Source organism: Actomonas aquatica, assembly GCF_019679435.2.
Taxonomy (GTDB): Bacteria; Verrucomicrobiota; Verrucomicrobiia; order Opitutales; family Opitutaceae; genus Actomonas; species Actomonas aquatica.
The window spans coordinates 3,225,161-3,245,016 of record NZ_CP139781.1 but is presented as its reverse complement, the minus strand read 5'-3'; the positions used below and the strand labels follow the sequence as shown (position 1 = coordinate 3,245,016).

15 protein-coding genes and 1 pseudogene are annotated in these 19,856 nt (G+C 67.1%); 4 read left to right on the top strand and 12 right to left on the bottom strand.

Going from position 1 to position 19,856, the window contains the following annotated elements:
• Positions 1-1,383, bottom strand: a complete 1,383-nt coding sequence (locus K1X11_RS12755; protein ID WP_221032784.1) for a vWA domain-containing protein — start codon at positions 1,381-1,383, stop codon at positions 1-3.
• A 137-nt stretch (positions 1,384-1,520) separates the two neighbouring features.
• On the opposite strand from K1X11_RS12755, the gene K1X11_RS12750 reads away from it, so the two are divergent.
• On the top strand, positions 1,521-2,681 hold the full coding sequence (locus K1X11_RS12750) for an MFS transporter (RefSeq protein ID WP_221032785.1): 1,161 nt from the start codon (positions 1,521-1,523) through the stop codon (positions 2,679-2,681).
• Here the strand turns inward: K1X11_RS12750 and K1X11_RS12745 are convergent.
• Both K1X11_RS12745 and K1X11_RS12740 read right to left on the bottom strand, forming a co-directional pair.
• The gene (locus tag K1X11_RS12745) at positions 2,666-4,654 is read right to left on the bottom strand and encodes a M64 family metallopeptidase (RefSeq protein ID WP_221032786.1); all 1,989 of its coding nucleotides are present in this window, start codon (positions 4,652-4,654) and stop codon (positions 2,666-2,668) included. The two genes, K1X11_RS12750 and K1X11_RS12745, sit on opposite strands and share 16 nt — an antisense overlap.
• On the bottom strand, positions 4,651-5,325 hold the full coding sequence (locus K1X11_RS12740) for a hypothetical protein (RefSeq protein WP_221032787.1): 675 nt from the start codon (positions 5,323-5,325) through the stop codon (positions 4,651-4,653). The genes K1X11_RS12745 and K1X11_RS12740 overlap by 4 nt, the downstream gene beginning before the upstream one ends.
• Positions 5,326-5,548: 223 nt before the next feature.
• On the opposite strand from K1X11_RS12740, the gene K1X11_RS12735 reads away from it, so the two are divergent.
• The gene (locus K1X11_RS12735; RefSeq protein WP_221032788.1) at positions 5,549-5,773 is read left to right on the top strand and encodes a hypothetical protein; all 225 of its coding nucleotides are present in this window, start codon (positions 5,549-5,551) and stop codon (positions 5,771-5,773) included.
• 141 nt (positions 5,774-5,914) lie between these two features.
• Here the strand turns inward: K1X11_RS12735 and K1X11_RS12730 are convergent, their stop codons facing one another.
• Complete coding sequence (locus tag K1X11_RS12730) at positions 5,915-7,933, bottom strand: M64 family metallopeptidase (protein WP_221032789.1); 2,019 nt, start codon at positions 7,931-7,933, stop codon at positions 5,915-5,917.
• A 185-nt stretch (positions 7,934-8,118) separates the two neighbouring features.
• Between K1X11_RS12730 and K1X11_RS12725 the strand changes: the two genes are divergently transcribed.
• Positions 8,119-9,417 carry an MFS transporter gene (locus tag K1X11_RS12725; RefSeq protein ID WP_221032790.1) on the top strand — a complete coding sequence of 433 codons (1,299 nt, stop codon included), beginning with the start codon at positions 8,119-8,121 and terminating at the stop codon, positions 9,415-9,417.
• 56 nt (positions 9,418-9,473) lie between these two features.
• On the opposite strand, the gene K1X11_RS12720 is transcribed toward K1X11_RS12725, so the two are convergent.
• The 4 genes and pseudogenes from K1X11_RS12720 to K1X11_RS12710 form a co-directional block, all read right to left on the bottom strand.
• Positions 9,474-10,016: an RNA polymerase sigma factor gene (locus K1X11_RS12720; protein WP_221032791.1), complete on the bottom strand. Its 543-nt coding sequence runs from the start codon at positions 10,014-10,016 to the stop codon at positions 9,474-9,476.
• Positions 9,919-10,737: pseudogene (locus tag K1X11_RS23510) on the bottom strand (RNA polymerase sigma factor); the annotation flags it as partial. The gene K1X11_RS12720 and the pseudogene K1X11_RS23510, both read right to left, overlap by 98 nt.
• Positions 10,734-11,105 carry a YciI family protein gene (locus K1X11_RS12715; protein ID WP_221032792.1) on the bottom strand — a complete coding sequence of 124 codons (372 nt, stop codon included), beginning with the start codon at positions 11,103-11,105 and terminating at the stop codon, positions 10,734-10,736. The gene K1X11_RS12715 and the pseudogene K1X11_RS23510, both read right to left, overlap by 4 nt.
• A 94-nt stretch (positions 11,106-11,199) precedes the next feature.
• Positions 11,200-13,230, bottom strand: a complete 2,031-nt coding sequence (locus K1X11_RS12710; RefSeq protein WP_221032793.1) for a PAS domain-containing hybrid sensor histidine kinase/response regulator — start codon at positions 13,228-13,230, stop codon at positions 11,200-11,202.
• Positions 13,231-13,401: 171 nt separating this feature from the next.
• Here K1X11_RS12710 and K1X11_RS12705 point away from each other — a divergent pair, with 171 nt between their 5' ends.
• Positions 13,402-13,902 carry a GNAT family N-acetyltransferase gene (locus K1X11_RS12705; RefSeq protein WP_221032794.1) on the top strand — a complete coding sequence of 167 codons (501 nt, stop codon included), beginning with the start codon at positions 13,402-13,404 and terminating at the stop codon, positions 13,900-13,902.
• Between the two features lie 91 nt (positions 13,903-13,993).
• On the opposite strand, the gene K1X11_RS12700 is transcribed toward K1X11_RS12705, so the two are convergent.
• The 4 genes from K1X11_RS12700 to K1X11_RS12685 form a co-directional block, all read right to left on the bottom strand.
• The gene (locus K1X11_RS12700) at positions 13,994-15,010 is read right to left on the bottom strand and encodes a hypothetical protein (protein WP_221032795.1); all 1,017 of its coding nucleotides are present in this window, start codon (positions 15,008-15,010) and stop codon (positions 13,994-13,996) included.
• Positions 15,007-15,597, bottom strand: coding sequence for an RNA polymerase sigma factor (locus tag K1X11_RS12695; RefSeq protein WP_221032796.1), 591 nt, complete (start codon positions 15,595-15,597; stop codon positions 15,007-15,009). The genes K1X11_RS12700 and K1X11_RS12695 overlap by 4 nt, the downstream gene beginning before the upstream one ends.
• Positions 15,587-18,250: a CHAT domain-containing protein gene (locus tag K1X11_RS12690; protein WP_221032797.1), complete on the bottom strand. Its 2,664-nt coding sequence runs from the start codon at positions 18,248-18,250 to the stop codon at positions 15,587-15,589. The genes K1X11_RS12695 and K1X11_RS12690 overlap by 11 nt, the downstream gene beginning before the upstream one ends.
• A gap of 146 nt (positions 18,251-18,396) precedes the next feature.
• On the bottom strand, positions 18,397-19,722 hold the full coding sequence (locus tag K1X11_RS12685) for a PEP-CTERM sorting domain-containing protein (RefSeq protein WP_225919680.1): 1,326 nt from the start codon (positions 19,720-19,722) through the stop codon (positions 18,397-18,399).
• Positions 19,723-19,856 lie beyond the last annotated feature (134 nt).

Here is a 19,856-nt window from a genome sequence, read left to right as displayed (position 1 = left end):
TCAGCGGGGAGCGTCCTCGTTGTCGTCGTCCGCGGCGGGCGGGGCGAAGGCGTTGGAGAGACCGGAGCGCAGGATTTTGCGATCGAGTTGGTTGAGGCCGCGGGCGGCGACTTCGGCGAGGTAGGTGTCGAGGGCGACGAGGCGGGCGGCGATGGCGTCGTCTTCGCGGGTGACGGCGAGGTCGTGCACGCGAGTGCGGGTGCGGCGCAGGGTGCGTTGGGCGCGGTTGAAATCGCCGTCGTCGATGTGGCCGATGGCGTCCTGCAGGCCGTCGGTGATGAGCGTGTCGACGGCGAGGCGGAAGGTTTCGTCGTGGGTCGATTCCTTTACGGTGCGGGCGTCGGCGCTGAATCGGAGGTCAAGGTCGGCGGAGGTGGTGCGGGCGGGAGCGTCGGCCGGGGCGTTGAGATCGCGCCAGGTGAGTTGGGCGGTGACGGCGGCGGGTTGGTGGCCGACGGCGGCGTAGGCGTTCCAGATGGTGGCGGATGCGAGCAAGGCAACGGGCTGGCCGGGGGCGAGGTCGGGCAGGGAGTAGGTGAGTTGCGTGGGAGTGGACTCGGCGGGAATGCGACCGTGGGGGTTGAGGGTATTGAAGTAGGGTTTGAAGGTGAGGGTGAGCGTGAGGTCGCGGGCGACGGGCGCGGTGGCGGTCGAGGTGGTGACGGCCTGGGCGAGCGTGGACTGGAGGTCGGCGGGGGTGGGCGCGTAGAGGAAGCGGCCACCGCCGGTGCGGGCGAGGGCGGCGAGCAGGTCTTCATCGAAGTCGGCGCCGAGACCGATGGTGGTGAGGCGGATGCCCTCGCGGGCGAGGGCGCTGGCGAGGCGCAGAAAGTCGTCGGCCTCGCGGGGGCCGCGGGTGGGTGGACCATCGACGAGCAGGATGAGTTCATCGCGCGTGGTGGGGGTGGCGAAGCGGCGGAGTTGGGCGGCGCCTTGGTTGAGGGCGTCGTAGAGGGCGGCGCCGCCGGCGGGTTCGAGCTGGGTGAGGGCGTCGGTTTGGGTGCGCGCTTGGTCGACGCGGGTCGCGGGCAGCGGCGTGGAGACCTCGGAGCCGAACGCGACGACGGCGAGGGTTTCGTGATCCTGCAGGCGGTCGAGGGTGGCGAGGGTGGCGGTGCGCAGGGCTTGGATGGGTTCACCGGCCATGGAGCCGGACACATCGAGCACGAGGGCGAGGTTGCGCGGGGCGGGGCGGGCGTTGGCGGGGGCGGGAGGCGGGAGGATCCGGGCGGCGACGAAGATTTCGGATTCGGTGGCCTCGGGGTAGAATCCGCGTTCGGAGCTGAGCTCGAGCTGAAGCTCGGCGCCGTGCAGGCCGACGGTGCTGGCGACGACGGTGGTCGCGAGCAGGCGGCAGAGAAAGCGGAACGGGCGGTCGAGCATGGAGGGGGCGACTCTAGCAGAGGGGCGGGGAGGAGTTGTCAGGCAGTTGTAAGAAATTGTCAGGCTTGGAAGCAACGGGGTGCACGTGGCAGGCTGGGGGAATGGATGCAAAACGGGCAGCACGTTGGCTTTTGCCGGTGATTTATCTGGGCTTTGTGAGTCTGGGGTTGCCGGATGGCACGCTGGGCGTGGCGTGGCCGCGGATGCATGGTGACCTGGGGCTGGCGCTGGGCTTGGCGGGGCCGTTGATGTTGTGGCTGACCTTGTTTTCGGCCGGGTCGAGCTTTGGCAGCGGGGCGGTGATCAAACGGCTGGGCGAGGGGCCGGTCGTGCTGGTCAGTGGCATCATGACGGGCGGGGCGTTGTTGGGCATCGCGCACGCGCCGCACGTGGTATGGCTTCTGGTGGTGGCGGTGCCGCTGGGGTTGGGCGCGGGCGCGGTGGATGCCGGGCTCAACGGGTATGTGGCGCGGCACTACAGCGGGCGACACATGAACTGGTTGCACGCGTGTTGGGGAATCGGCGCGACGGTGGGACCGCTGGCGATGGCGCAGGTGGTGGAGCGCGACGGCGGATGGCGACTCGGCTACACGCTGATCGGCAGTGCGCAGTTGGTTTTGGCGGCGGTGTTTTTGGCAACGTTGAGTTGGTGGAAGGCGGTGCCGACGCGCTCGGCGGAAGAGGCGGCGACGGCGGGCGGCAGGGCGGTGCCGACGATGCCGGCCAACTCGGTGGCGGGGTGGCTGAGTGCGGTGATTTTTGCGCTGTATGTGGCGATCGAAATGAGCGCGGGCCTGTGGGTGGCGACCTACCTGGTGGTGGCGCGCGAGGTGAGCGTGGGCACGGCGGGGTTGGCGGTGTCGTTGTATTTTGGCGCGATCACGGGGGGGCGGATTGCGGTGGGTTTTGTGGTGGATCGACTGGGCAACCGGCGGGTGTTGGTGGCGGGCACGCTGTTGGCGATCGCGGGGGGCGTGGGCTTGTGTCTGCCGGTGGGCACGGGGGGGCTGATGGTGGCGGTGTTGATCCTGGGGCTGGGCTTTGCGCCGGTGTATCCGACGATGATGCACGAAGTGCCGCGGCGGTTTGCGCCGGACGCGGTGCAGCCGGTGATCGGGCGGCAGATCGGCGCGGCTTACGTGGGCGGCGCGGTGGTGCCGGCCGCGATGGGTTGGGTGGTGCAGGTGAGCGGCCCGTGGCTGGTGATGCTCGTGGTGGCGGTGGGCGCGGTGTTGCAGGCAGGTTTGGTGCGCTGGCTCAACCGGCTCACGCCGGCGCCGACTCAGGGCAGTTCGTAAACTTCGACGAGCACGGTGCCGAAGCCGAAGGCGGTGGGCGAAACGGTGGCGGTGTAGGGGCCGCTCTCGAGTTCGATGATGAGGGCGGCATCGGTCGAATCGGGATCGGTCAGCGGGAAGGCGCCGACGGCGGCGAAGGCGGCGGCGAGTTCGTCGGAGCCGGCCCAGTTGTCGTTGGCGGCGACGATCTGGCCGGTGGTGAGAGAGCGAACCACCAGCTGCGGATCCTCGAGCAAGTCGGGCACGTGGTAGGTCGCGAGTCCTGGGCCGATGGCGCGGATGAGGAAACGTTTCGGCGCGTCGCCCGCGTAGACGAAGCCGGCGACGAGGATCGGGTTGATGGGATCGATGGCGGCCCGCGCGGAGAGGTTGACCAAGCGCGGGGAGGCTTGGTCTTCGGTGTCGTAGACTTCCACCAAAGTGATACCGGAGATGCCTTCGAGGGTGCTGGTGACTTGGGCGGTGTGCGGGCGTTGCAGGGCGGAGAGCAGCACGGCGGCGTCGCCGCTGTCGGGGTCGTCGAGGGGGAAGGCGCCGACGCGCGTGAAGGCGTCGCTGAGTGCGGCGTCTCCGCCCCAGTTGTCGTTCCGCACGCGCGGGTCACTGCTGCCGAGGGCACCGATGGAGAGCTGCGGGTCGCCGAGGTAGTTGGCCACTTCGAAGATGGCGAGACCGGGGCCGACGGCGCGCACGAGCAGCTCCTTGGTCGCGCCGGCGGAGCCTTGGTCGATGGTGAAGCCGAGGGTGAGGGGCGAGGAAGCCGGACCGGCGAGGGTGCGGACCGAGAGGTTGGTAAGGCGGCCGACGCCGCTTGTATCCTGTTCCTCGATACGTGCGCCGGAGGCGTCGACGATGACCGTGCGGGAGCGGGTGGTGCCGGCGGCGTTGGTGATCTCGAGGGTGTAGGTGCCGTAGGTGGACGGGCTGCCGTTGCCGAGGTTGAGGGCGGCGTCGGTTTGGCCGATGATGAAGCGGTTGTCCTTCGTCCACTGGTAGGTGAAGGGGCCGACGCCCTGGGCGGTGGCGGAGAGAACGAGGGGGGAGCCGGGGGTGTAGTTGTCGGGCACGGAGAGGTTGGCCACGAAGGGCGGCAGCTCGGCCTGGTTGAGGTCGAGTTGGTGCACGGCGTTGGCGAAGGCGCGGAGGTTGACGGCGCCCCACGGTTGCGTGTGGTCGCGCATCTTGGAGGCGAAGACGGGGCGGTAATATCCGGTGCTGCGGTAGTAGCTGCCTTCGAAGGCGCCGATGATGGAGATGTCGGTGCTGAAGCTTTCGGTGGTGGGGACGGGCGTGGTGTCGCTCACGAAGCGGCGCCAGGGCAGGCGTTCACGGGTGTTTTCGGCGGTGCTGTTGGGGTATTCGTTGGGCGGGTAGTCGTCGGCGATTTCCTCATCGACGTATTCGTCGGCGAGACCGGCGAAGCTGTGTCCGCTCTCGTGGAGGAGCACGCCAGCGGTGCTTTCGTGCAAGGTGACGCAGAGGGGGAACCCGCCGCCGCCGCCGTAGCGCGGGGTATTTACGAGCATCACGACGTGGTCGTAGTCGGGCGTGTGGGTGAAGAGCAGGTCGTTGACGCGGGCGCGGCCGGTGGGGTCGTCGATGTAAACGAGGCGGGAGAACTCACCCTCGGAAAAGGTGCTGCGGAAGTAGGTGTCCGGGGCAAGGTTCTCGGCCGGGATGGTGGTGCCGGCTTCGGCACTGGCGGTGAAGATGGCGGTGGCGTTGATGAGGTCGGCGAAGGGGGCGAAGGCCTCGTCGGTGAGCAGGGTGGTTACGGCGTTTTCGGCGGCGGTGAAGAAGCTGTTTTCCTGAGCGGCGGTGAAGCCATCGCCGAGGATGACGAAATTGATGCGCTGGGCGGAGGGACCGGTGTCACGCAGGCTGCGCACGGTGGCGGTCTGGGCGGAGGCGAACGCGGTGGTCAGGCCAATGAGGAACAGCAGGCGAAGGGCGTCGGGAATACGAGAGATCATGAGCGAGGAAGCGTCACGGTGGCAAAAGGAGCCCACGGCGCGGTGGCGGAGGGCGCATCGGGGGAGAGGCGATAGAGAATGAGGCGGGTGGCTTGGGATTCCCCGGGCAGGCGCAGGTGCAGCGGTGCGTCCGGATCGCGGATTACGGTGGTGGTGAGTTGGTGGGGGTCCTCGGCGCTGGGGTGCTCGAGATGGCGATTGGTTGGGTCCGGCACGGAGGCGGAAAAAGTGAGTGCACCCGACGCGTCGAACGCGTCGACGCGCAGGTAACCGGGCCGCGGCCGGACGGGCAGTGCTTTGGCGCGTCCGGCGGAGCCGCGGGCGGCGGTGAGTTGGGCGGTGCCGGCGGTGGGATCGATGGACAGCGTGAGAAAGGCAATCCGTCCGGGTTGGAGGTTGGTCGTCAATTCGGTGGCGAGATCGACCGTGGTGGTGGATGCGTCTGGCGAGTCGAGCGGAGCGGGCGAGGGTGCTGAGGCACCCGTGGCCGGACGATCCGAGGTGATGTCGGCGGATGGGGTGTCGGTGGCCGGAGTGGACGCCGTGGCCGGACGCGGCGGCGGGCGAAGTAGCATGAAGCCCGCGCCGACCAAGAGCAGCAGCAGCACGACCAGTCCGACGAGGCGTCGGCGGGTTGAAGAAGAAGCGGATGGCGGGGGGAAGCTCGGCAAGAGGTGGGAGGATTAGGTGGGCGAAGGGAGGAGTCGACTCCCTTGAGGGAGGGAGGTTCCCGGAGGATGCAGGGGGTGCGCTTTGTTTGGCAGAAACTGCGCGATGAGGGGAATCGACGTGGGCGCAGGGGGCGGTCATGGTCAGCGGCATCCCCCGTAACGCCGAAGCTGGCTCCCCGCCCTTCGTGTGAGAGCCAGTGGAAGGCATAACCCCATACCTCCCATGCACTGGCATATTGAAATTAAGGAGCCGCACAGCGGCGAGTTGGGTGAAGCGATCGAACATGAAGACCACGTCTTGGTCGCGTCGGAATACCACTACGAACCGGGCCAAAAACTAGAGGTCGCGGTGCACAAGACAGACGATCCGCACTGGCACATTTTCACGGATCTGGACTCAGGGCACCGTTTCAAGATTCCGGCGGAAAAATACCTGCGCATCGATTGAGCGGTTGCTGCTCCGAGTCGATGTGATGCACCAGCTGCGCGGCTCCTCAACCGTCCTGCGAACAGGACGGCAGGAGCACGCCAGCTTGACCCGACCGCGCGGTGAAACCGGGCGGTTTTTTGCGGAGTGCGCGGAGGCCGCTCAGGGCAATTCGTAAACCTCGATCAACACCGTGCCGGACGTGTCGCTGCCGGGAGCGGGGGAAATCGTCGCGGTGTAGGGGCCGTTGGCCAATTCGATGATAAGGGCGGAGTCGGCGGAGGTGGTGTCGCTGAAGCCAAACGCGCCCACGGAATCGAACGCCGCCGCCAGCGCGTCGTCGCCATTCCAGTCGTCGTTGGTCGCGACGACGGATCCGGTCAACGCGGAGTGAATTGTGAGCGTGGGATCGGGCAGCGGGTTGCCGATATTGAACTGGCTCAAGCTCGGTCCCACGGCGCGAATCAAGAAACGCTTGGGGGCCGAACCCTCGTAGACAAAACCGCCGACGAGCGAGGGGGCACCAGGGCTGAGCGCGCTGCGGGCGGAGAGGTTGACGAGTCGCGGGGAGGAAAGACCGTCGAGATCGTAAACCTCAATCAGAGCGCGGCCCGTGCTGAGGAGGCGGTTGCTGACTTGGGCGGTGTGTGGCAGCTTGGGTGCGGTGACGCGCAGAACGGAGTCGGTGCTGGCGGCATCCTCGAGGGCGAAGGCGCCAACCATGGCAAAGATGTTGGCGAATTCGGAACTGCCGCCCCAATTGTCGTTGGTCTCGCTGGTGCTGGAGCCGAGGGGGGCCACGGTGAGGAACGGGTCGCCAATGGTGTTGGGCACCTCGAAGCGGCTGAGACCAGGGCCGATGGCGCGGACGAGCAGTTGTTTGGTCGCGCCGTCCAAGGCGTTGTCGACGGCGAAGCCGAGGGTGAGCGTTTGCTCGCCGGAGCCGGCGATGGAGAGGACCGAGAGGTTGGTGAGGCGTCCATTGGGATCCGAGGGAGCCGGATCGTCCTCGAGGAAGCGCGCACCGTTGGCGTCCAGTGCGATGGCTCGCGAGGTGGTGGTGCCGACGGCGTTGGTGATCTCCACGGTGTAGACGCCGTATTCGAGGGCGGAGACGACGCCGAGATCGAGGCTGAGCGACTGAGCTTCGGGCAGGTAGCGGCCGTCCTTGATCCATTGGTAAGAGAGTGGGCCGGGGCTGGAGGCGTTGACGTAGAAGGAGAGGAGGCTTCCGGGGGTGTAGAGACTCGGGTCGGGTTCGCTGATGATGTCGGGGAGTTCGGTGGCCTGTTCGAGGTTGAGGGCGTGAACACTCTCGCTGAAGGCGCGCAGGTTGACGGCGCCCCACGGGCGGTTGAGGGAGCGCATCTTGGAGTCGTAGACGGGACGGAACTGGCCGGTGCTGCGGTAGTGGCTGCCTTCATACGCGCCGATGCTGGTGATGGCGGTGCTGAACGAAGAGGTGGTGGGAATCGGGGTGCCGTCATCGACGAACTTGCGCCACGGCAACGATTCACGGGTGGGGTTCGAAGTGCTGTTGGCGAATTCGGCAATCGGGTAGTAGTCGGCGTTGGCCTCGTCGACATATTCGTCGGTCAGTCCCGCGAAGCTGTGACCGCTCTCGTGGAGCAGGATTTCGGCGGAACTCGAATGCAGGGTGGCCGTCATGGGAAACCCTCCGGCGCCGCCGTAGCGGGTGCTGTTGATCAAGAGCACCACGTAGTCGTAGTCCGGCACGTGCTGCAGCAGCAGGTCGTAGACTTTGGATTGGCCGGCGCTGTTTTGGATATACACCAACCGGGAATCGTCGCCGTCGGTGAAGGAGGCGCCGAAGTAGGTGTCGGGGGTCAGGTTCTCGGCGGGGATGCGGGTGCCGGCTTCGGCGCTCTCGGTGAAGATGGCGGTCGCGTTGATATATTCGTAGAACGGCTGCAGTGCGGGATCATTGACGATGGCGCTGAGCGCCCACGTGGCCTCGTTGAAGAACGCGGTCTCCTGGGCCCCGGTGAAACCGTCGCCGAGGATGACGACGTTCAGACGGTTGGCGGAGGGACCGGTGTCGCGCAGGTTGCGGACGGTGATGGTCTGGGCGGAGACCAGGCTGGCGAGGAGGCCGGTAAGCAGCAGCCGGGACAGCCAGTGGTGGCGGAGGCGGGAGGGCGGGGGAAGTGATGCGGACATGCGAAACGCGAATCGGGTGGCCAGCCTGAGGCGGAGATTCGTTCAGAGGAGCGGTGGCGTGTCGACTGTGTTTGCGAGGGTTCGGGTGAGGACGGGGTGAGCCATCCTAAGGTTGGAGCTGACTTGGAGCTGGCGGTGGGGGCGGATTTACGTGCAGGTTTTGGGTTAAATCAAAACCCCCGCGCATGTCTGAATCTGCTCGTTCCCCCCGCCACCCGCTTACGTGGGTGCCCTCGCTGTATTTGGCGATGGGTTTGCCCAATGTGACGGTCGGTGTGGTCGCCGCCATCATCTACAAGAACCTCGGCGTCTCGAATGAGGAGATCGCGCTCTACACCTCGCAGATGTATCTGCCGTGGGTGCTCAAGCCGCTGTGGTCGCCGTTTCTGGAGCCGTTCAAAACGAAGCGGTGGTGGGTGATCTCGATGGAGTTCACCATGATGCTCGGCCTGGGCGCGGTGGCGTTCTGTTTGCCGCTGGAAGGCTTCTTCCGGGCGTCGCTGGCGTTCTTCTGGATCGTGGGGTTTGCGTCGGCGACGCAGGACATCGTGGCGGACGGCGTGTTCATGACGACGATGCCGGTGCGGGATCAGGCGCGTTACGCGGGCTTGCAGGGCATGTGTTGGAATCTCGGCGCGGTGATCGCGTCGGGTCTGTTGGTGTCGCTCACGGGCTGGTTGCACAACGACCTGCAGTTGTCGTGGGTGCATTGCTGGATTCTGGTGATGGGCGGCACGGGGCTGGTGATGGGCGCGTTTGGCCTGTGGCATTTGCGCACGCTGCCAACGGGGCAGATCTCGCCTTTGCAGGGACAGGGCATGAAGGCAGCGTGGCCGGCGTTGACGGAGTCGTGGGCGAGTTTTTTCCAGAAGCCGCACATCTGGATGATGCTGGCGGTGGTGTTTTTCTACCGCTTTGGCGAAGGGTTCATCGAGAAGTTTGGACCCCTGTTCATGCTCGATGATCGAGCGCTGGGCGGGCTCGGTTTGGACAACGCGGCGTTGGGTCACATCAACGGCACGGTGGGCACGATCGCCTTCATCGTGGGGGCGTTTGTGGGCGGGTTTCTGGTGGCGCGCATGACGCTGAAACGCTCGCTCGTGTTGCTGGTGCTCGTGCTGAACGTGCCGAACGTGACCTACTACTACCTGAGCCAGGCGCTGCCGGACAACGTGGTCTTGATTGGCGCGGTGGTGGCGTTGGAAAAGTTCGGCTTCGGCATGGGGTCGGTGGGGCACATGCTTTACATGATGCAGCAGGTGGCGCCGGGGCCGTTCAAGATGACGCACTATGCGTTTGCGACCGGGGTGATGGCGATGACGCGCTGGTCGACCGGGTCGGTGAGCGGTTGGGTCTATTCGCTGTGTGACCAGACCTACTCGACCTTCTTTGGTTTTGTATTGTTGGCGTCGATACCGCCGGTGCTGCTGGCGTGGTTTGCGCCGTTCCCGCACGAACCGGAGAGCCAGGACGCGATCGACTGAGCGGGCCGAGGCGGGGGGGGCAGGGTGGGCCACGTTTTCGCTTTGCTCAAACGCAGCTACGGGGTTTGCGGCAGCGAATCCAGTCGGCGGAGGAGGGCCTCGCGCTCGGCGGGCAACGGCGCGAGGGCGACGGCGCGTTGGTAGGCGGCGCGGGCGATGGCGGGATCGTGGTCGTGCCAGGCGTAGGCGCGGGCGGCGTGGTAGCGGTGGTGCGCCGCGAGGGCTTGGCGGTCGATGCCTTCGTCCAGCAGTTGGCGGGCGGTGGCGGCCTGGCCGCCGGCGGTGAGGGCGACGGCGTGATTGAGGGTGACCAGAGGCGACGGCGCGATGGTAGCAAACTGACGGTAGAGACGAATGATCTGCGGCCAGTCGGTCTGCGCAAAGGTCAGCGCGAGGCAGTGGCAGGCGGCGATGCCGGCTTCGCAGTGATAGCGGGTGAGGGTGTCGCCTGCCTTCGTGAATGAGTGTCTGGTCCCATAGGCGACGGTCCTGATCGGCGAGCAGCAGCGGGGTGCCGTCGAGGTCGGTGCGGGCGGTGAGGCGGGCGGAGTGAAAACAGAACAATGCGGCCAACGCGGCGGCGGCGGGGGTCTGGCCACAGGGCGCCTGCCGAAGGGCGGCGAGCAGGCGGCGGGCCTCGGCGCAGAGGTCGGCGCGAATGGTTTGGTCGCCGGTGGAGGCGCAGTAGCCTTCGCTGAACAGGAGGTAGAGCGCGTGCAGCACGGCGCCGGTGCGGGTCGTAAGTTCGGCCGGGGGCGGTAGCTCGAAGGCGGGCGGATGCTCCCGTAGTTGGCGGCGGGCGCGCACGAGGCGTTTGGCGATGGTGTCGCGGGGTTGCAGGTAGGCCGCGGCGATCTCGGCTTCGCTGAAGCCGGCCAGCGTCTTGAGGATGAGGGCGACGGACGCCGCGGGGGAGAGGCCCGGATCACAGCAGACAAACATCATGCGCAGGGTGGCATCCTGTAGTTCCTCTTCGAATACGGCAGTCGGTGCCAGTTGGACCTGGGCGCACAGTTGTTCGAGGTGAGTGATGATGGCGGCTTCGTTGCGCTGCCAGCGTTGGTCGCGGCGGCAGAGGTCGGTCGCGCGGTGCCGGGCGGTGGTGAGCAGCCAGGCGATGGGCGAGGGCGGGATGCCGTGATAGGGCCAGGATTGGGCGGCGCGCAGGAGGGCGTCGGAAACAACGTCTTCGGCCAGGGCGAGCTGAGCGGGGCCGAGGTGGCGGGTGAGCACCGCCACCAAGCGGCCGTATTCGTGCCGAAAGAGGTGGGCCAGCAGGCGCTGGCTGCGCGAGACCGCGGGAGGGGCGTCGTCGCTCAATGGGCGAGGATGGGGCGCACCTCGACGGACATGCCGTCACGCAGACCGGGACAGCCGCGGGCGATGGTGATCGCGTCGTTGAGGTCGGCGGCGCTGATCAGGAAGTAGCCGCCGAGGAATTCCTTGGCTTCGATGAAGGGGCCATCGGTCACGTGTTCGCCGGCGGGACCGCGCAGGACGGCGCCGCTTTCCTCGAGGGGGTTGCCGCTGTGGTATTTGCCCTCGGCGCCGACGTGGTCGGCCCAGGCGGTCCACTCGGCGAGGAGGGCCTGCAGCTCCTCCGGGGAGGGGGGCAGGGCATCGGTTTTAGGTTCGCGGAAGAGGAGGAGGAACTGAGGGAGGGCGTCGGAGGCGTCGGCGGAAGACATGATGCAGAAGTGTGGTTGAAGGTGATGGGTTCAACCTTCTACACGAACAGGACGGCGGGGAGAGGACGGGCGCTCGCTGTTTTTGGGGAAAAACTCAGTTCGCTTCTTCCAACGTGGTGCGAAGGACGGAGGCGAGATCTGCGAGGGAGTAGGGTTTGCCCAGAATATGGGCGATGCCGACGGCGGAGGCGGAGCGGGAGGACTGGTCGTGAATGTAGCCGGAGATCAGGATGATGGGCAGGGTGGGATTGATCTCGGAGAGCTGGGAGGCGAGTTCGATGCCGTCCATGTGGGGCATGGCGAGGTCACTGATGGCGGCACAGAAATCATCGGGGCATTGGTGCAGATGGGTTACGGCGTTGCGCGGGTCGGCGAACGAGAGCGGGTTGAACCCGAGGTGGGCGAGGGCGCGCAGGCTGGCGGAGCGAGCGGTGGCGTCGTCGTCGATGAGCAGGATACGGCGACCGCGGCCGAAGGGTTGGACGAGGGCGGCGGGGTCGCGGCGTGAGCGTGGGCTGGTGGCGGGGCTCGGGTTGGAGGCGGGGCTCGGGTTGGAGGCGGAGGTCGCGGCCGGAGCAAAGTGCAGGGTGAAACGGGCGCCGGCGTTTTCGGGCGATTCGACGCTCACGGCTCCGTGGTGATTCTGCATGATCCGATGCACGGTGGTGAGGCCGAGGCCGGTGCCTTTGCCGGTGGGTTTGGTGGTGAAGAAGGGTTCGAAGATGCGGTGGAGCAGCTGGGGGTCGATGCCGTCTCCGTTGTCGGTCACGCTGAGGTGAACATGGTGCTCGGGTTTCACCTGCGGGTGCTTTTGGCAGAAGTCGTCGTCGGGTGTGGTGTAGTTGAGCGAGATGTGAATGTGGCCCTCGCGCGCCGAGACGGCTTGGGCGGCGTTGGTGCAGAGGTTGAGCAGGGCCTGGTGGATCTCCGTGGGGTCGCACTCCACGAGGGGACACAGTGGATGGACCTCGGTGGTGAGCTGGATGCTGGGGGGCAGGCTGGCGCGGAGAAGATCGGCGACCTCGGTGATCACGGTGTTGAGGGGGGCGGCGGCGCGGTTGGCCGGGCTGCGCCGGCCGAAAGCAAGGATACGGCTGACGAGCTCGCGGGCGCGTTTCGCGGCGCGGTCGGCATCGATCACGCTGATGTGGGCGGGGTGGTCCGGGTCGAGGTCGATGGCGGCGAGCTGGAGGTTACCGAGGATGCCGGTGAGGATGTTGTTGAAGTCGTGGGCGATGCCGCCGGCGAGAGTGCCGAGGGCTTCGAGTTTTTGGGTTTGTTGGAGCTGTTGTTCGAGTCGTTGGCGTTCGATCTCGGCGGCGCGCAGGGCAGTGATGTCCTGGTTGACGCCGTGGGTGCGCACGACGCGGCCACTTGCGTCACGGGTGACGGCGGTGTGCACGAGCATGATGCCCTCGGTGCCGTCAGCGCGCCTGAAGCGGTGTTCGATGCGACCGTCGTTGGGGCGGTTTGGTTCGTTGTGGGCCTGGGCGGAGGCGACGATGCGTTCTTCGACGCGATCGGAATCTTCGGGGATGATGAATCGTCGGCAGTAGTCGTCGGCACTGATGGTGGTGCCGCCTTCGGTTTCGGCGGAGGTGCCGAGGATGGACCAGAGGTTGTCGTCGAAGGTGAACGTCATCGAGGGCACATCGAGTTCCCAGTGGCCGAGTTGGGCGACGCGCATGGCCATGGCGAGTTTGACCTGCTGGTCGTGCAGGGAGGCGAGGTGGCGACGACGTTCGGAGATGTCGCGCAGGATGGTCAGCCGCAGGGGGCGCCCATCGTGCTCGGTCATTTTCGCCTCGATTTCCGCTTCAAATTGCGAGCCATCGGCGCGCTGGAGCGTGATCTCGTAACGCGCGGGTTGGTTTTTATCGATGGAGAGCGAGGCTTCGGTGCGGCAGGTCGGTGCGATAAGCTTTAGCAGCGACGCACCGACCAACTCATCCCGTCGGTAGCCGAAGATAGCCAGAGCGGCATTGTTGATATCGACGATCTGCCCGTCGGAGCTGATGGTGGTGGCCTCGATGGCGTGAGCGAAGGTCTGGCGGTAGAGTGCCGGATCCGGGTCGATAGTGTCATCCGAGGGGGATGGGGACGAGGAAGCTGATGGAGGCCCCATGCGACGAAAGGCAAAGCGGGAGAGAGAAGCGAAGCGGGAGAAGTGGGCTGAACCAACACGGAGGCAAATGAAACAAGTGAAAGAGGTCAATCGGTTGCGTTTCCGGCGGAGCAGGAACGCGCCCGAAAATGCGGACTGGACGCAGCTTGGCTGGTGGTCGTTGTTGGAACGATGAGCAGCAGTGATGAATCGACCGTGCGGGTGGTGTTGGCGGATCTGAACGATGCGGGGCAGGCCGCCGAGGTTTTGGCGATGGTCGACACCTATTCGCAGGACGCGATGGGCGACGGGGCGCCGCTGCGGGCGGAGGTGCGGGAGCGCCTGGTGGAGGGGTTGCGGGCGTTTCCGACGACGCGGGTATTTCTGGCCTACGACGGTTCGCAAGCGGTGGGTGTCGCGGTGTGTTTTCTGGGGTTCTCGACCTTTGCGGCGAAACCTTTGCTCAACCTGCACGACGTGTGTGTGGCGCCGTCACATCGTGGGCGCGGCGTGGGCCGGGCGCTGTTGGCGGGGGCGGAAGAGCAGGCCCGAGCAGAAGGCTGCTGTAAACTGACGCTGGAGGTGCTCGATCAAAACCATCGAGCGCTGCGCACGTATTTGGCGGCAGGCTTCAAGCGCTATGCGCTGCAGGACGGCGCCGGGGAGGCGATCTTTCTGACGAAGGGGTTGTGAGGCGGGATGCGGGATGCGGGATGCGGGATACGGGATACGGGATGCGGGATGCGGGATGCCGAGGAGCAGGGGGAGCGCGGGCGGGGGTGGGTTATTCGGAGTGTAGCTTGCCCACGTAGGCGGCGAGGTTGGGGAGATCGTAACCGGCGGCGATGGCGCGGAGGAGTTGGCGGGCGCCCGCTGAGTCCTTTGCGGCGGGGAGGAGGCGGACGATGAGTTCGCCGACGGGCGGGTTGTTTTGCAGGAGGTTTTGCGCGGCCCAAAGCGGCACGGGGGTGTCGGCGCTGGGCGTGGCGATCGTTTGACCAAAGCGCAGGTGCTGCTGAGCGAGGGGGGAGTCGGCAGGGGTGAGGAAGAGGTCGTAAGCCACCGCAGGCGGCAGGGACGGGGCGGGCACGGACTGCGGTTGACCGGCGGTCAGGGTGACGCTGGTCGACCACAACGGTGCGGAGGATTCGAAGGCGCGCACTTCGAGCTGCACCGTGCGGTCGATGGGCGAGTAGAGCAGAAACTCGGTATCGCCGGAGTGAATACGCAGGGGTGACCAGACTTCCACGGCATTGGCCGAACGCGGGCGGCTGGGCTTGGCGTTGGTAGCTTGGCCGGTGAGATATTCGAGGGTGGCGCGTTGCGCGGGATCGATGGTGGTGTCCCATGCGCCGACCTGGGTCCATTGGCCGTCGGCGTAGGCGAGCAGGGCGTCGGCGGCGTCGCGGGTGGTGAGTTGGCCTTGGGCGTCAAGCGTCCAGCCGCCGCCGCCGCGGGGCCAAAGGAAGAGGGTGAGCAGCACAGCGATGGCAGCGGCGGCAGCCATCCACCAGCTGGTGCGAAACGAGACCCGGACGACTTTGGCGGTGTTGGAGTGCGCCTCCATCAGGCGGGCTTCGATTTCCGGGGGCAGGGCGGGCGCGTTGGGCACGGGGGTTTCGCCGAGGGTGGGCGCGGTGAGGTGGGCGGCGTGCCAGAGGGTTTCGATCTCGGTGCGGTCGGCGATCCATTCGGGGTGGGCGGTGAGCAGAGCGTCGAGTTGGGCGCGCGCGGTCGTATCGTCGGGTGCTTCGAGGCACGCGATGACGAGTTGTTCAAACTGGTCGCGTTCGGCGCTCATGGGGAGGTGGACTCGAAACGGTCGCGCAGGTGGCCGAGCAGGCGCAAGACCCGGCTGCGGAGCGTGTTGGGGTTGGCGCCGGTGGCGGCGGCGATTTCGGCGGAGCTGCGGTCGTCGACGAAGTAGGCGTGGAGCAGGTCGCGGTCGGCGGCGGGCAGGTCGGCGAGGCAGTGTTGCAGGTCGAGGCGGCGGGTGGCGGCTTCGGCCGGGGTGCCGTGATCGGGCGGGAGCAGGGGATGGGTGTCCTCGAGGCGGTTGGTGTCGATGCCACCCTCGAGGGCATCGAGGCTGGCGGGGGCGACGTCGGCGCGTTTTTGCGCGGTCAACTCACGCAGCAGCGAGATGGCGCGGCGTTGGGTGAGCACGATGACCATGGCGTCGAGGTGGGCCATACTCTTAAGATTCGCGATCTGGGTGGAGAGCTGTTGCAGGGCGTGGCTGGCGACGTCCTCGCGGTCGCGGGGGTCGCGCAGGTATTTGGCGGCGGCGCTCCACGCGCGCGGCCACTGCGCGTGGTAGACCGTGCGCCAGGCGGCGGGGTCGCCGCGACGGAGTGCGGCCAAGGAGGCGGGGGACTCAGTCGGCATGCGGAGCGCGATAACTGAGCATCCACGCGCCGGCGCGGCGGATGGCGGCGGCCGGGCCCTGGTCGGCGGCAATGGCGCGGAGTTGGGCGGCTTGGGTGGCGGCGAAGGCGGCGTCGATCGAGGCGCCAGCAAAGAGTTGCTCGTAGAAGGCGATCATCCAGTCGCGGGCGGCGTCGTCGTCGATTGGCCAGAGGGCGGCGACCACGGAGCCGGCGCCGGCGCGGCGGAAGGCTTGGGGCAGACCGTAGAGGCCCTCGTTGGGCGCGATGCTGCCGTTGGCGGAGGTGCAGGCGGCGAGGGTGACGAGCTGCACGCCGCGCAGGTCGAGGGGCATGATTTCGAGCGCGGTCAAAACGCCGTCGGTCGGGTCGAGGGGCAACTCGGTGCGGCCGTCGGTCCAAGCGTCGAAGCGGGGTTGGGCGAGGATGAGGCCGCTGGCGGCGAGGCGTTCGGAAGGCTCGGTGTCGGCGCGGTCGGCGAGGGCGAAGCCGTGGGTGGCGAGGTGAAGGTGAGTGGTGTCGGCTGAGAGGGCGCGGAGTTGGGTTTCGGTGGCGTCGGCCGCGGTCGCGGGGTGAGTCGTCCAACCGGCGGCAGTGGCGGCGGTGGTGAGTTGGTCGACTTCGAGGGCGGCGGCGGGCAGCGGTGCCCAAGTGGAGGAACCGAAATCGGGCGCGCCGATGGCGGCGAAGTGAGGCGTGTCCGGTGAGGCAATCGCGATAGTAGTTGGGATCAGGTCTCGCGGCGAGGTGAGATGCAGGACGCTGAGGTGCTCAGCCCAAAAGGAATCGGCGTCGTAGGGCAGCGCGGCGAAGGGCAGTTGGTGCAGCGAGGCTTCGGGCACGATGAGGGCGCGGCGCGTGGTGGCGGGCAGGAGCGCGTGCAGGCGGGCGGCGAGGCTTTGCACGGCGGGGGCGTTGGGATCGAAGCTGGTCAGGAACGCGGCGATGCCGGCGTCGAGCTTGGCGCGGGGACCGAGGTCGTGGAGGGTGGGCGCGGTTTGGCCGGGGCTGAGTGTCCACGCGCCGTAGTGCGTCGGCGCGGTCGGGCCGTCGGCCCACGGTTGATGGAGGAAGAAAACGAGGACGGTGTCGCCGGGTTGGAGCTGCGGGGTGAGGTCGGCGAGGTGGAGGTCGAGCGCGCGGCGGGGGGCGCCGAGTTCGGTGGCGCTGGTGGCGAGGCGGGCTTCGAGGGCGGCGAGGGTGGAGGTGTCGGTCTCGGGTGAGCGCAGGGCAGCACGCCAGGCGGCGAGGTCGGCGGCGTCGGCTTGGGCGGCGAGTTGCACGTCTTCGATGAAGGCGGCGGAAACGAGTCCGCGATAGTGCAGCAGGGCTTCACCGACGAGAGAGGCGTCGCCGGTCGCGAGGGCAGCGGACACCGGATCGTGGCGATCGAGAAAACCGAGGCGTTCGCCTTCGTGGCCGTAAGCGAGCTGATGGCGGGTGAAGCGTTCGAGGCGGTCGACGTAGCGCGGGTAGATGGCGTGGAGATCGTCGATACGACCGGCGGCGGCGAGGCAGCGCAGGTGGACGTCGAGGACGGTTAACTCGAGGTCGAGGTGGGCAGTGGGATCGGCGAGCGCGGCGGTGAGGTCGGCGGCGGGGGTGGAGTCGGCCACGGCGGCGGTGAAGTCGCCGGCCTGGAGGTGAACGCGGGCGCGGTGGGCGAGGGTGACGGCGACCTCGAAGTGGTCTTCGCCATAGAGGGCGGTGCGGAGTTCGAGGGCGGTGTTGATGCGGGCGAGAGCGGCGTCGGTTTGGCCGAGGTAACCGGCGGCGATGCCCCAGTTTTGAATGGCGTTGGCGTAGATGGGAGCGCGGGAGGCGCCGATGGCTTCGAAGCGGGCGACGCCATCGGCGAGCAGCGGTTCAGCTTCGGCGTAGCGGCCGAGTTGGTTGAGCGCGAGGCCGTGGTTGGTGCGGGTGGCGGCAAGGGCGACGGGGTTGGCGCCGTCGGCGAAGATGCGCCCGGCCTTGGTCATGGCGTCGGCGAGTTCGCGGAAGCGGCCGAAGTTGTAGAGAATGAGGCCGTGGTTGACGTAGGCGGAGCCGAGCTGCGGGTGGTTGGGCGCGAGGGTTTCGAGGGCGGTGATGGTCTCGTCGAAGAGCGCGCTGGCGGCGGCCTCTTCGCCGGAGAGCATGTGGATGGAGGCGCGGACGTTGAAGGCGGTGTAGAGGCGGATACGGGTGGTCTCGTCGAGGTCGGCGGTGGCGAGCAGACGGCGGGCGAGATCGGCGCCGGCGGTGGCGGGGGCCACGGCGTCGGGGATGCGTTGCAGACGGTAGAAGGCGGTGGCGAGTTGGGCGTGACCTTCGGCGAGCCAAGGGCTGGAGGGCGCGGCGGTTTCGAGCGTGGCGATGGCCGGCGGGAGTGACTCGACGGATTCGGCGAAACCCTGTTGGCGAATCGCATGGCGGAATGACGCGAGCCGGACGGTGGCGATGGCGCGGTCGAGTGCTGAAGACGTGGGAGCTTCGAGCGAGGTGGCAAGCGCGGCTTCGTAGGCCGGCCAATCACGGGCGGCGAAGAGCGCGTCGAGTTCGGTGGGCGCGGCGACGGAGGGGCTCGCGGCGGCCAGTAAAACCAGCAGGGTTATAGCCGAGCGCCCGAGGCGAAACGGTGTTCGCTCAGGCCGTTGCGGGAATGACGACACCATGAGATGGGCGCCAGCAAACCCGCCCGTATGGGTGGGTCAATGTCAGGACTTCAAAAATGACCGGGAAACGGTAAACGAAACGTCCGCCGAGCGGGGTAACCCCTGCTCGGTGGACGTGATATAGGAACTGCGGATGAGAGCGAAAATCAGCTCGCGGAGGCGCTGGCCGCGCCGGCGCGACGGCGACGCCACCAGGCAAAACCGAGCGCGCCGGCGCCAAAGAGGGCTGCGTAGGTGGAGGGTTCGGGCACGGCGGAAAGTCCCACGCCGGAGAGCGCGTAGAGTCCCGGGTCGGAGGCCGCGAATTCGAGCACGACGAGGAAATCGCTGCTGTCGGCGGAGGCGCCCGTGAACGTAATGCCGGATACAACGTCGCCGTTGATGCTTTCGCCGGTCTCGAGCAGGGTGCGCAGCGTGCCGGTGACGGGGTCGATCGCGTAGAGTCCTTCGCCGCCGGCGGTCACCCCCTCAAAGGCGATTTCCCCCGTGCCGAGAATGGCCACCGAGCCGATCGAGCTGAAGTCGATGGGCGCATCGGGATCGAGCGAGGAGTCGCTACTGAGCAGAAAATCCGAGGCGCCGAACACGTTGTCGGTGCTGAAATAGAGATCCGACTGGAAGTCGGCGCTGCGCACGGTGAAGGCGATGCCGGCGCTGGTCATGTCGAAGGAGGTCAGGTTGATCTGCGGGTAACCGGACGCACCGGGGCGGGGCATCTCATTGGCGAAGAAAACGGATTGGTCGCCGGATTGCAGGTCAGTGAACATGAGGCCGCTGCGGTTGGTGAAGGAGGAACCGTTTTGAGTGCCGCTGGAGGCGAAGGTGTGCAGGGCGAGATCGCCGGTGGTGACGATCCGGGCATTGCTGAGGCCGGAAGTCGACGCGGTGCCGCCGGCGTAGCCATTGCCGTCGGGGATCGTGTCGCCAGGGGCGAGCACGACGGTTTGGGCGCCGCCGCTGGTGATGGTGACGAGGTTCTGAGCGCCGGAGGTGGAGGCGGTGGTCAGGATTGTGCCGTTGGCGCCGATGCCGGGCGAGCTGGTGGAGATGCCGTTCAGGCTGCCGGAGGCGTTGGTGGGGGTATCGCCATAATACAGCCGGGTGGTCAGGGCGCCGCCGTTGCCGGAAAACACGCCCTGGCTGCTGAAGGAGGCGCCGCTGCCGCTGAAGGTGACGGTGCCGTTGTGCAGCGTGACGCCGTTGAAGCTGGAAAATTTGGTGCCGGTCGTCGCGCCGGGAACGTCGGTGGCATCCGACGCGATGACGGTGAAGGCGCCGCCGCCGCTGGTGCTGGTGAGCAGCACGCCCTTGTTCCAGCCGTCGACCGCAAAGGCCACCTGGCCGTTCGACACGGACACGCTGCCGAACTCGGGCGTGAAATTATAGAAATCAGGCATGTTGGAACTGTCGGCGATCAGGGTCAGGCCTGTGCCGGAAGCCGTGGTGAACTGGGCCTGAGCCAGGGAAGCCAAGACCGGAAGGAGGCACGCCATGGTAAAAGCGGCGGGAGCAGAGCGTTTTTTCATGAGGACAGCGTTTGGGACAGGGTCGCGGGAGAGCGCGGCCAAGCGGGTTCTAGGTCTTTGTTCGCGAAGTCGGTTCGGTC

Bases quoted from the DNA above. Each gene is read 5' to 3' on its own strand.
- K1X11_RS12755 (WP_221032784.1), bottom strand. From the start codon at position 1,383: ATGCTCGACCGCCCGTTCCGCTTTCTCTGCCGCCTGCTCGCGACCACC.
- K1X11_RS12745 (WP_221032786.1), bottom strand. From the start codon at position 4,654: ATGATCTCTCGTATTCCCGACGCCCTTCGCCTGCTGTTCCTCATTGGC.
- K1X11_RS12735 (WP_221032788.1), top strand. From the start codon at position 5,549: ATGCACTGGCATATTGAAATTAAGGAGCCGCACAGCGGCGAGTTGGGT.
- K1X11_RS12730 (WP_221032789.1), bottom strand. From the start codon at position 7,933: ATGTCCGCATCACTTCCCCCGCCCTCCCGCCTCCGCCACCACTGGCTG.
- K1X11_RS12725 (WP_221032790.1), top strand. From the start codon at position 8,119: ATGTCTGAATCTGCTCGTTCCCCCCGCCACCCGCTTACGTGGGTGCCC.
- K1X11_RS12715 (WP_221032792.1), bottom strand. From the start codon at position 11,105: ATGTCTTCCGCCGACGCCTCCGACGCCCTCCCTCAGTTCCTCCTCCTC.
- K1X11_RS12710 (WP_221032793.1), bottom strand. From the start codon at position 13,230: ATGGGGCCTCCATCAGCTTCCTCGTCCCCATCCCCCTCGGATGACACT.
- K1X11_RS12705 (WP_221032794.1), top strand. From the start codon at position 13,402: ATGAGCAGCAGTGATGAATCGACCGTGCGGGTGGTGTTGGCGGATCTG.
- K1X11_RS12700 (WP_221032795.1), bottom strand. From the start codon at position 15,010: ATGAGCGCCGAACGCGACCAGTTTGAACAACTCGTCATCGCGTGCCTC.
- K1X11_RS12695 (WP_221032796.1), bottom strand. From the start codon at position 15,597: ATGCCGACTGAGTCCCCCGCCTCCTTGGCCGCACTCCGTCGCGGCGAC.
- K1X11_RS12690 (WP_221032797.1), bottom strand. From the start codon at position 18,250: ATGGTGTCGTCATTCCCGCAACGGCCTGAGCGAACACCGTTTCGCCTC.